Raw genomic sequence first — 11,235 nt, 5'->3', positions numbered from 1 at the left:
ATAAAATATTAAAAAAGGCCCAATTTTATAATATCTATGTCGAAAGATGTAATCTATTGGATAATTAGTTGTTTAATAAAAGGGCTGTTTTATTTACTGTAGTGAAAAAGCATTGATTAGGGGAGGAGAGGGGGGATAACAATATTATAGAAATGGGCAGTAATAGTTAGATGTGACTCAACTTCAAATAGTAAAGGAATCTAATTGAAATTGTATTAATTCTCATAAATTATGAAAAAATGCTAGTAATTATATTTGTCAATATTGGATGCCATTCTCACTAATTATGGAAAATCACAAATCACCTGGCCTTGTGGAAATGTAAACAATGGGAATCGGCATCAGTCGGTTCTCATATTTTTTTGCTAATAGCTAGGGCAAGCTATAAAAAAATTTGTCTTCGTTCAAAGTGTCTGTATACTGTTTATATATTATATTGCTTTTCGATGGGAGGGATAAATGTGAATATGGATGTACCCAATTTGAAGCATTTATCTGATTTTGACAATGTTCTTGTTGTTGATAAAACGGGGAAAACGATTTTTTATGATTTAGCAGACTTGCATATTTTGAAGAAGCTTGGTCAAAAGCCAGAGGAGTTTCTTGGAAAAAACATTACGTCTTTTTATAAAAATTTGACTGTTGAAAATAGCACGATTATGAATGTGTTAAGAACAGGGGAAGCTTTATGTGAAGTTGAGCAGCAAATGATCACGAAAACGGGGAGTACGTTCGTATCGAAAAGCTCTACATATCCGATTAAGCAGGATAACACAGTAATTGGGGCTATAGAGTTTTCAAAGCATTTTTTTACGAAAGAAGATATTCAATTTCTTGATCAGTATGCTGGGCATAAAATATATCGAAAAAATAATACCATTTATACAATTGATGATATTGTGACGGTTAATCCGCAGATGATAGCTGTTAAAAATAAGATTGAAAAAGTAGCGAAAACGGACTCTACGATCTTAATTTATGGGCAAACCGGTACAGGCAAAGAGGTTGTGGCCCAGTCTATACATAATTTGAGTGAGCGATTTGGCAATCCGTTTATTTCCTTCAACTGTGGAGCGATCCCAGCGAGCCTGATGGAAAGCACGTTATTTGGCACAACTAAGGGCAGCTATACTGGTTCGGAGGATATGCCTGGTCTGTTTGAACAGGCAGAGGGGGGCACGCTGTTTTTAGATGAAATTAACTCGCTTGATATTAATCTTCAGGTGAAGCTGCTAAAGGCGATTGAGGAAAAGACTATTCGCCGGATTGGCGGTAAAAAAAATATTCAATTAGATATAAGAGTGCTTTCCGCGACCAATGAGGATCCGGATATTCTCGTTGCTGAAAAGCGATTAAGACAGGATTTATTTTTTCGTTTAGGGGTCGTGCAAATCAATCTGCCAAAGCTCTCAGTCAGACCTGATGACATTGAAGTACTTCTACAATATTATGTGAAATTTTACACCAACAATATGAATATATATGTGGAAGGCATAACGGAGGAAGCACTTGAATGTTTTAAACGATACAGCTGGCCGGGAAATATTAGAGAGCTGAAGAACGCGGTGGAGAACGCCTTTAACAACGTGAGTTCAAATCTCATTACCATCGATGATATTCCTGATCGAATTAGAAATTATTCCGAAAAAGAAGCAAAAGTGAACGTTAGTCATACGAAGATGCTGCCGTTGAAGGATGCAGTTGAAAGCTATGAAAAAACAATCATCATGAATGAACTGCATGAAACGAACGGAAAAATAGCAGAAACAGCGAGGCGTTTAGGGCTTTCCAAGCAATCTTTAAAATACAAATTGGACAAGTATCAATTAAGGTAATAGTAAAGATTTTTTTACGGAGGGGGAGAAAATTTTCCCCCTCTTTTTTTGTCCATTAATGAAACCAATGATGCTGGCTGAATAAATATTTCCATGATTTAAAATAATGAAAAGTATTATAATGGAAAGAAAATTGTCGAAAAACCTGTCAGTTTAAGACTTTTCTTGTCATAGAATCTTCAAAAAATCTAAAACGACAGCTACTAAAATTAAAGTTGGCATGCAAATTGCATTTATAAAGATATCTTGCTCGGGAAGAACTTCCTAGAGCAAAGGCAAAAAGGAAAATGAAAACGATTTCTATTGGTAAAAGAAAGGGATGAGAAATATGAATAAAACGGTCCAGCACAGTCTTATATTAGGTTTTGCCTTATTCGCCATTTACTTCGGTGCAGGAAACTTAATCTTTCCTCCGTCTATTGGCAACGCCTCGGGCACGAATTGGATTCCTGCGCTGATTGGCTTCTGTGTTACGGGAATTGCACTCCCATTATTAGCTGTCATCGCCATTTTAAACGCAGGAGGCAGGTTTGAAGAATTAACGAGACCCATCAGTCCGTGGTTCTATAAAGCTTTTAATCTGTTGCTCATGGTTGGGATTGGTATGTTTGTCACCATTCCTCGCATGGCAGCTACTACTCATGAGCTTGGTGTTTACACTTTATTTCCTCAAGTACCATCCATTGTTACAATTATCGTCTTTTTTGCAATAAGTTTTTATTTTGCCATGGATAAATCTAATGTTATAGAAAAAATCGGGAAGTTTTTAACGCCTTTATTAGTGCTAATTCTTCTATATATTGTTGGAAAAGGAGTATTTAATCCAATTGGAACTCCTGTTGCAACAGATTTGAAATCGCCATTTTCCAATGCCTTTATTAGTGCCTATCAGACAGGTGATGTTGTTACTGGGATTTTTTGTGCCCCTATTTTTATCGCTGCGATTTTGAGCTATGGCTATAAAGGAAAAGGGATGCGCAAAATTGCGATTACTGGAACATTGATTGCGGGCGCCGGCCTTTTGATTGTTTATGGCGGGTTGCTTTACATTGGGGCTTCCGGCAGCGGAATGTTCCCAAATGATATGGATAGTACAGCTCTTGTATCTGAATTAGTTAACCACCTATTAGGGAGTAGCGGTGCAGTTGCCCTATCAATCGCCATCGCATTAGCATGTTTAACCTCTGCCATCGGTGTTATTGCTGTTATAGCTGAATTTCTAAATGATTTAACGAAAAATAAATTTGGCTATCGTGTTTGGGCGTTAGTTGTTTGTTTAACAGGAATTGCGATTGGGTCAATGGGAGTAGAAAAAATTATTAACTATACCCTGCCAATCTTCCTAGCACTATACCCAGTAGCCATTGTTCTAGTTTTCCTTGGTTTATTCCGAAAAGTAATCCCGAATCCTGGTTCCTATCGTGGAGCGATTCTTTTAACATTTATTGTTAGTGTGTTAGAAACATTAGGAGCGATCGGCATTCATTTTTCGGCGGTACAAAGCTTTATCTCTATGCTTCCATTGAGTACAAACGGTTTTTCATGGCTTGTACCCGCCATCATTGGATTTATTTTAGGAACATTTATCTATAAAACTATTTCTGTAAAAAAAGATCAGGACCCTACGATAGAACTTTTAGAAAATGAATAATGGGGATCACGTTCAACTAGTGAAGACATTAATGGTAAGGAGAGGGAGTTATGAATAAAACAATTTTTCATAATGGGCGAATTTTCACATCAAATCCAGATCAGCCCTATGCTAGCGCAATGGTTGTGAGCGAAGGGCGTATCGCTTGGATTGGCAATGAAGGGGATTTGGTTGAACTGGAAGGAGAGCGTGTTAATCTTCAAGATCGCCGTGTTATGCCTGGAATTATTGATGCGCATTTACATCCACTTTATTTAGCGAATGCCGCTAAGCAGGTTGCCTGTATGGCTCCAGTTGTTTATTCCATTGATGATATGGTTCAAGCGATTCGCAAACGGAGTGAATCTATAGGCTCTGGCGAATGGATTGAAGGCTGGGGCTATGATGAAGGAAAGCTAAGGGATGGGCGCGCGCCTTTTCGTTCAGATTTAGATAAAGCGGCTCCTGATATTCCTATTGTAGTAACACGTACATGCGGCCATATTATCTCTGTCAATAGCAGGGCTTTGGAGATGGCGGGGATTACGAAGTACACACCAAATCCTCCAGGAGGACAAATTGATCGCGACGTAAAAGGTGAACCGACTGGTATTTTACGAGAAAGTGCAAGGCATATTGTCTTAAATGCGATGCCAGCTCGCTCGATAGAAGAAAATGCAACACTTCTTGCTAAGTTAAGTCCGTTTTTATTCGAGCGTGGGATTACGGCCATTACGGATCTTATGGCATTAAACAAGCCTATTGACTACTTAGACATGTATAATGAAGCGCGAGATCACGGGCTGAAACAGCGGACTGTCCTCTATTATATGTGGGAGGATTTAAAGAATGAAATGATCTTGGACGAATATAAGACAAATAGAGAAAACCCCATTCATATAGGCGGAATTAAGCTGTTTGCAGACGGCAGTGTGTCCGGCAGAACGTCTTGGGTCAACCCTCCGTTCCTAGGCGATGATGAAAACTACGGCATTTCTACAACTTCTAGAGAAGAACTGCTTGAAGCGGCTGAGGCGGCAGAAAAGTATGGTGTGCAATTAGTCGTTCACGCGATGGGTGAGCAAGCGATCGACTTGATCGTTGATACATTTTACGGGAAAAAGGGCTGGCTGGAGGATGCGCCTTCTATTCGCATCGAGCACGCGGCTATGCCAACAGAACAGGCGATTCAGCGTGCGGCTGAAACGGGCATTGCCTTTGTTCCGCAGCCGATTTTCCTTTTTGCTGAAATCGAAAGCTATTTAAATAATCTTGGGGCAGAGCGTTCAAAAACGACTTACCCAGTTAAAAAGATGCTGGATGCAGGCATTAAGGTAGCCTTCTCTTCTGATGCGCCAGCAACGGCATGGGCAGATCCGGTTGATCCTTTTGTCAGCATAAAGGCAGCTGTCACTCGTGTGGCGTATGATGGAACAGACACAGGCAAGGATCAGCGCGTAGATGTGGAAACGGCAATTGAGCTTTACACACGTGCCGCTCAGGAGATCACACGTATTCCGGCAATCGGCCAATTAAAGCAAGGGTATGAGGCTGACTTTATCGTATTGGATAAGGATATTCTTGAAGTGAGCCCTGAACAGATTGATGAGGTTAGGGTGGAAGCGACCTATATGGGCGGGGAAAAGGTATTTGAAAAATAATAATGAGAGGAAGCAGAGTTGGTGACAATTCGCTTCCTCCTTTTTTCATTCAGTCACGATAAATGATTCCAGAATAATAGGCAAAACTACAAATAACCAATCTATTCATGCAAGTAGTAAATCTATTTAGGAGGATCATATGAAAGCGACTGATGTTCTTGTTCGATGTTTAGAAAATGAAGGAGTGGAATATATTTTTGGAATCATGGGAAAAGAAACGCTAGATCTCATCGATTCCCTTTCCCGATCTAAGCAAATTCAATTTGTGAATACGAGGCATGAGCAAGGAGCTGCCTTTATGGCTGATGTTTACGGGAGACTGTCTCGAAAAGCAGGGGTGTGTACGTCTACATTGGGGCCGGGAGCAACTAATTTATTAACGGGGATTGCGAGTGCAACTCTTGATTTCTCACCTGTCGTGGCGTTCATCGGACAGGCTGGATTGGAAGGGCAGCATAAGGAATCCCATCAATATTTGGATTTGGTTAAAATATTCGAGCCAGCAACGAAATGGAGCATTCAAATTAAGGATTCCCTAACGATCGCAGAGGTAGTAAATAAAGCCTTTCAGAAGGCAAAAATGGAAAAGCCAGGCGCTGTTATCGTGGAATTACCGGAAAATTTAGCTGCTCAGAAAATTCCTGACAATGCGATGACTGTCAAACCGCTGCCAGTCTATACGCCCGTAAATGAAGAGATCAAAGCAGCTATTGACCAAATCAACAATAGGCAAAGGCCATTTATCATCGTTGGGAATGGGGTGATTAGGGGGGAAGCCGTAAAGGAGGTGCAAGCATTCATCGACCATCTTCAGGCACCTGTTACTCATAGTATGAAAGCAAAAGGGATTTTGCCTAAAGATCATTCGCTAAATTATTTTACGTTTGGCTTCAGCGAGCAGGATGAGGTGCTGCCGGGGATCGAAGAGGCTGATCTGCTTATCGTTATTGGATATGATTTTGTGGAGCAGCTTCCTAAGGAATGGAATAAAAAGAAGGTGCCGGTTATCCATATTAATGCTGTTCTGGCTGAATCGGATGAATATTATCCTATTCAAAACGAATTGGTTGGAGATGTTAAAAGGACTTTGCAGGCTTTTAACGGGTTTGAAATCAAGCCGAAGTCGTGGGAGCCATCCGGGAATTTACGAGAGCAAATAAAACGGGCCTACCATTTGAATGACGAAGCCAAATCTTCTTTATCCATTACAGCCATTTTGCAAGTCATTGAAAAGCGTACATGTGAAAATACGATTGTCCTATCGGATGTAGGTTCACATAAAGTATCAATAGCCCGGACTTATCAGCCAAAGAAGCCGAATAAGCTTATTATCTCCAACGGATTGGCTTCAATGGGGATAGCCATTCCCGGTGCCATTGGAGCCAAATTGGCATGCCCATCCAATCCGGTAATTTGCATAACGGGTGACGGGGGGGCCCTAATGAACTTTGCAGAAATCGAAACAGCAGCAAGATTAGGATTGTCCTTTGTGATCATTGTCCTTAACGATTCGAAGCTGAAATTGGAAGAACAAATGATGATGAAAAAACTGGGCAATGATTTTGGAACTGCTTTTGGAAACCCTGATTTTGTACAGCTTGCGAGAAGCTTTGGTATTAAAGGGGTGCGGACTGCGGATATACTCGAATTCGAGGGCATACTCAATGAGGCGTTAAAGCAGGGCGAACTAACTCTGATTGAAATTAATTTAGGATAAATGCTGTTACTGGGGAATATCCCCTCTGGGAGTTCATCAATCTGGACGAACGAAGCCAGTCATCGTGGATATTATACTGAGCAGATATCAGCTGGGGAGCCTGATGCCCATTGGTGTTGAATATTGTTCCGAACGGTCATCAGTTGTGCAGCCTGATGCCCAACACCGCGGAAAAACGCTCTGGACGGTCATCAGCTTGGTAATCTGATGACCATCACCGTAAAAAATCGCTCCGAACGGTCATCAACTGGGGAGTTTATCACTGACTTTAGTCTATTAGAGAAACTCCCTGAAACAGGTATCATCTGAAAGCTTACGAAAATAGTATACCTCGGATTCTTTTTATGAGTCTAGTGCTTAAAACAACCCAGATCCAGCTATAAAAAGTAGAGAAAATAAAAATTAAGCCGATAACCGAAACGCTAAATTGATGGGAAATGGCTGGCCCTAATACAGGGAATTTCAATCCGTATAATAATAGGCAGATTCCAATCATTAGGCCTGCCGCCCCGCTCAAAATATGAATCCACCTTTTTCGAAACAGGTGAAAGGAAATCCCGATTAATAGCCCCAATAGCCCCGTTGTAAAAGGAAAAACAATTAACTCGGCAGGCTGTAATATCAGAAGTAATATAGCTGTTAATATGTAGGAAGCCAGACCGAGTGGAATCGAAAAAATAGAGCAAACAATAATAGGTGCAGTAGCCAAGGGGCTAATGAAATAACCAACTCCCGGTAAAAATCCTCCTGCCGATTGAAAAATGGCCCCGATGCTGCTCAAAAGAGAGATTAGCACAATCTTTTTCGCCCTAGGCCATTTTTTAAAAGCAGCTTGTATTTCGTTCATATCTTTTTTAAAATAGTGCATGGCAAACCTCCCTATGCCATCCACTATATTCACGGAAATCCTTTTTATTATATATATCCTTTAGTAAATAAGATTTCGACCTTGAATTGCCATCATATCTTTAATAGGACCATTTAGGAGGCAAATTCCTAAATAGGCAGTTTTACAAACCGTCCGCTTATTTTTTCATCTGTTCCTGTGCCATTCGGACAAGCTCTTTCACCATGCTCCCGCCGATTTTTCCGCCGACCTTTCCAGCTTCTCTTGAGGTAAGGCGGCCATTGTAGCCTTTTTGCAGGGGCACGCCCACTTCATCCGCTACTTCAAACTTTACATGGTCGGGGTTCTCTCTGTCCACTTGGTATCCTTCATTGGCCATAACCTTATTCTTGAACTGATCTAAAGCTCCTCTTGAATCTGGTACGAGAGGGCGCCGCTTTCTTCTAGCCATGTTTTCCGGCCTCCTTGATATGCGAATTTACCAATAGTGTGTGCGGATCTAATCGGTTTATCCTGTGGAATAATCTTGTAAAACCTATCGAAATAGGGGATTCTATGTTATCTTATAGGAAAGAATGGTGCCTTTGGCTTTTCTAATTGATCATTTTGAAAAAGAAGGTGTAATCATTGTTATTAAAATACCTATCAGCTCTGCTGCTGCCGGGACTGCTAGTGGTGCTGTTTACGAGAGTGGCATATAATCGTGTGATTGGTCTTGTATTGACGGTAGCATTAATTGCAGCTTCAGTTTATAAAGGCTATACAGATTCAATATGGCTCATTGTTGTCGATGCGTTTTCACTGACTGCTGGCTTCTGGTATGCAAATAGAATGAAGGAAAATATCCACAAAAGATCTTAATATGAAAAAAAGGCGATTCTTCATTACAAAAGAATCGCCTTTTTATATCTTTTATTTTCCTTCAATTGCTGATGCTTTTAAGCTTTCTTTTTTTCCAAAGCTAAACGCATATCCGATAATTCCACCGATGATGGCAGGAATGATCCAGCCAATTCCTACAGAATATCCTGGAAGGATCGCTGTAAATAAATCATTGATCGCTTTAATTTCGATGCCAGCTGCGTTTAATCCGTCAAATAAGCTAACGATAAAAGTCATTAAAATACTGCCTTGATAAACAGCTGTTTTGCCCTTGAAAATAGGGTGTAGAAACGTTAATGCCATCAAGCAAATAGCTAATGGATAAAGCGCTACTAAAACTGGAACGGAAATTGAAATTAAAGTAGACAATCCAAAGTTAGCAATCGCCGTGCTAAAAACGGAGAAGATAACAGCCCACTTTGTATAAGAAATACTTGGTGCTAGTTTATTAAAATAGGAAGCACATGCTGTAATCAGACCAATACTTGTTGTTAAACACGCAGCAATAACAATAAGCGCTAATAACACTTTCCCGAATGAACCGAAATAATGGGTAGAGACTGCAGCAAGAATCTCCCCGCCGTTTTCTAAATGCCCAAGTCCTTCAACACTAGATGCGCCCATATAGGCAAGGGATGAATAAATGACCGCCAATAGGCCAGCTGCAATGAAAGCAACCTTCATACTAGAAGTCATAATTTGTTTCTTCGTTTGTGCGCCTCTATCTTTCATTGTATTGATGACGATGATACCGAATACAAACGCAGCAAGTGCATCCATCGTCAAGTAGCCCTCTTGGAATCCTTTAAAAAAGGCATTTTCCATATAAGTTTCAGTAGGAGCTTGAATTTGTCCGATTGGGTTAATAAATACTACAACAATAAGAATGGCAATAAAAATTAATAATAATGGCGTTAATATTTTTCCAACAATATCTACAAGCTTAGAAGCCTTTAATGAAAAGAATAACGTAACTCCGAAAAAGATAATGGAGAAAATGATTAACGGCAGGACACTGTTCGTTTCACCAATAAATGGTTTAATGCCAATTTCGTAAGAAACTGTGCCTGTTCTTGGTATAGCAAATAATGGACCAATTGATAAATATAGAGCCACTGTAAAGAAAACTCCGTAAGCTGGGTTCACACGGCTTGCTAATGATTGCAAATCACTTTTACCTGAAAAGCCTAAAGCTAATATTCCTAGAAATGGCAAGCCTACGCCAGTTACGATAAATCCGGCATTAGCTGCCCACACATTTTCACCTGCCATTTGCCCAAGCATGACGGGGAAAATTAAGTTCCCAGCCCCAAAGAATAAAGCAAATAGCATAAAACCTGCAGCAATCAAAAATGAAAATGACCCTCTTGATGACATAATGAATTCCCTCCTGTTTACATAAATAATGGACTGCAGTTCTGATAGGGAGATTTTTTTGTCTATTCATCTATGAATCCCAAATCAGATCAGTAAGTTATTATAATATTTTTATTATTGTAAATTGAGTAAAAGCAAACGTCTGATTTTTGTTTTTTCAAAGGAGATAAAATTATTTGAATATTCTTTTCATCCCTGCTCAAAATACAAAGGCTGATAATTTTATTAAAGAAAATATATCATATGGACTATGTGTATGCAATATATTTCTGAAAATAAAATTATATAAAAATACTTTTTACAAGATTGATAGGGGAAATGGTTGTATTTTATTTGTAATATATTGTATTCTTATTATTAGTCTAATATAATAAAACTATTATCTGAAAATGTAAGCGTTTAACTTATAGGCATGATGAGATTTTCTAAAATGACGAAGGGGGTAATTATATGCCGATTCCTGCTAATTATTCCACTCCTATTCGGATGTCCGCAAAAAAGCGTGCCTACTCTCAAATTCTAGAATGGATTATTGACGGGACTTTGCATCCTAAAGAAAAGTTGCATGATGCGGATCTTGCGAAAAGCTTAGGCGTAAGCCGAACTCCCATTAGAGAGGCTTTACAGCTGCTCAGCTTTCAAGGGTTTGTTGAAATGTACCCCGGAGTGGGAACTCAAGTTACATCAGTAAACCAAGAGGATATTAGCAAAATCTTGCCGCCATTAGGAGCGCTGCAAGCTTTAGCTACAGAATTAGCGACACCGATTATTAGTCAGGAACAGATTGAATCTCTTCGTGAGCTTAATAATCAATTTGCAGAGGCTGTAAAATCGGGTGATTCTTACGCGGCATTAAAACTTGATGAAGAATTTCACCAAAGCATTGTCGATGTAACCGACAATTCGTATATCTCTAGTACCGTTTCAAATCTTCTGTCACATGTGCGCAGGCTTTATTTTCACAACTCCATTATTCTAACTCCGGAGTCTATTGAGGAGCATGAAGCCATATTGAAGGCCCTTGAAGAGAAAAATAAAGAAGAGGCCTCCCGCATTGCCCGAAACAATGTCGTTAAAGCTATTGAGATATTCTACTCAATACAGGAGAATGAAAAAAATAATAAATAGAAAAATATTAGCCTGCCGTTGTTTTGGCAGGCTTTTGTATTTGGTGAAAACATTTAATACGTTGATTAACAAAATCCTCGCTAAAAATTCCTCCCCTTTTCCTATAATTAGTACCTTCCCTAATATATTTTAAAAAATAATCGAATATCCGTTCGTAT

The 11,235-nt window shown here is 39.6% G+C and carries 9 protein-coding genes; 6 read left to right on the top strand and 3 right to left on the bottom strand.

The window, feature by feature from the left end; translation table 11 throughout:
* Positions 1–467: 467 nt before the first annotated feature.
* The 4 genes from V7164_RS24475 to V7164_RS24460 all read left to right on the top strand — a co-directional run bounded on the left by V7164_RS24475 (position 468) and on the right by V7164_RS24460 (position 6,843).
* Positions 468–1,835, top strand: a complete 1,368-nt coding sequence (locus V7164_RS24475; RefSeq protein WP_335355525.1) for a sigma-54 interaction domain-containing protein — start codon at positions 468–470, stop codon at positions 1,833–1,835.
* A 328-nt stretch (positions 1,836–2,163) separates the two neighbouring features.
* Complete coding sequence (gene brnQ, locus V7164_RS24470; RefSeq protein WP_335355524.1) at positions 2,164–3,486, top strand: branched-chain amino acid transport system II carrier protein; 1,323 nt, start codon at positions 2,164–2,166, stop codon at positions 3,484–3,486.
* A gap of 50 nt (positions 3,487–3,536) precedes the next feature.
* Positions 3,537–5,126, top strand: a complete 1,590-nt coding sequence (locus tag V7164_RS24465) for an amidohydrolase (protein ID WP_335346371.1) — start codon at positions 3,537–3,539, stop codon at positions 5,124–5,126.
* A 139-nt stretch (positions 5,127–5,265) separates the two neighbouring features.
* Complete coding sequence (locus V7164_RS24460; RefSeq protein WP_335355523.1) at positions 5,266–6,843, top strand: acetolactate synthase large subunit; 1,578 nt, start codon at positions 5,266–5,268, stop codon at positions 6,841–6,843.
* A gap of 313 nt (positions 6,844–7,156) precedes the next feature.
* Here V7164_RS24460 and V7164_RS24455 read toward each other — a convergent pair whose 3' ends face one another.
* Both V7164_RS24455 and V7164_RS24450 read right to left on the bottom strand, forming a co-directional pair.
* Positions 7,157–7,711, bottom strand: a complete 555-nt coding sequence (locus V7164_RS24455; protein ID WP_335346369.1) for a hypothetical protein — start codon at positions 7,709–7,711, stop codon at positions 7,157–7,159.
* A gap of 157 nt (positions 7,712–7,868) precedes the next feature.
* Positions 7,869–8,141, bottom strand: coding sequence for an alpha/beta-type small acid-soluble spore protein (locus V7164_RS24450; protein ID WP_335346368.1), 273 nt, complete (start codon positions 8,139–8,141; stop codon positions 7,869–7,871).
* Positions 8,142–8,317: 176 nt separating this feature from the next.
* Here V7164_RS24450 and V7164_RS24445 point away from each other — a divergent pair, with 176 nt between their 5' ends.
* Positions 8,318–8,551, top strand: coding sequence for a CsbA family protein (locus V7164_RS24445; RefSeq protein WP_335346367.1), 234 nt, complete (start codon positions 8,318–8,320; stop codon positions 8,549–8,551).
* Positions 8,552–8,602: 51 nt separating this feature from the next.
* Here the strand turns inward: V7164_RS24445 and brnQ (V7164_RS24440) are convergent, their stop codons facing one another.
* Positions 8,603–9,949, bottom strand: coding sequence for a branched-chain amino acid transport system II carrier protein (gene brnQ, locus V7164_RS24440; RefSeq protein WP_335355522.1), 1,347 nt, complete (start codon positions 9,947–9,949; stop codon positions 8,603–8,605).
* A gap of 450 nt (positions 9,950–10,399) precedes the next feature.
* On the opposite strand from brnQ (V7164_RS24440), the gene V7164_RS24435 reads away from it, so the two are divergent.
* Positions 10,400–11,077, top strand: coding sequence for a GntR family transcriptional regulator (locus tag V7164_RS24435; protein WP_335344416.1), 678 nt, complete (start codon positions 10,400–10,402; stop codon positions 11,075–11,077).
* Positions 11,078–11,235: the final 158 nt, after the last annotated feature.

Source organism: Bacillus sp. JJ1474 (assembly GCF_036965225.1).
In the GTDB taxonomy this organism is placed as follows: domain Bacteria; phylum Bacillota; class Bacilli; order Bacillales; family Cytobacillaceae; genus Cytobacillus.
Note: the sequence above shows the minus strand (reverse complement) of the source record. Positions and strands in the feature narration are given on the sequence as shown.

Bases quoted from the DNA above. Each gene is read 5' to 3' on its own strand.
- brnQ (WP_335355522.1), bottom strand. From the start codon at position 9,949: ATGTCATCAAGAGGGTCATTTTCATTTTTGATTGCTGCAGGTTTTATG.
- V7164_RS24455 (WP_335346369.1), bottom strand. From the start codon at position 7,711: ATGCACTATTTTAAAAAAGATATGAACGAAATACAAGCTGCTTTTAAA.
- V7164_RS24475 (WP_335355525.1), top strand. From the start codon at position 468: ATGGATGTACCCAATTTGAAGCATTTATCTGATTTTGACAATGTTCTT.
- V7164_RS24465 (WP_335346371.1), top strand. From the start codon at position 3,537: ATGAATAAAACAATTTTTCATAATGGGCGAATTTTCACATCAAATCCA.
- V7164_RS24450 (WP_335346368.1), bottom strand. From the start codon at position 8,141: ATGGCTAGAAGAAAGCGGCGCCCTCTCGTACCAGATTCAAGAGGAGCT.
- brnQ (WP_335355524.1), top strand. From the start codon at position 2,164: ATGAATAAAACGGTCCAGCACAGTCTTATATTAGGTTTTGCCTTATTC.
- V7164_RS24460 (WP_335355523.1), top strand. From the start codon at position 5,266: ATGAAAGCGACTGATGTTCTTGTTCGATGTTTAGAAAATGAAGGAGTG.
- V7164_RS24435 (WP_335344416.1), top strand. From the start codon at position 10,400: ATGCCGATTCCTGCTAATTATTCCACTCCTATTCGGATGTCCGCAAAA.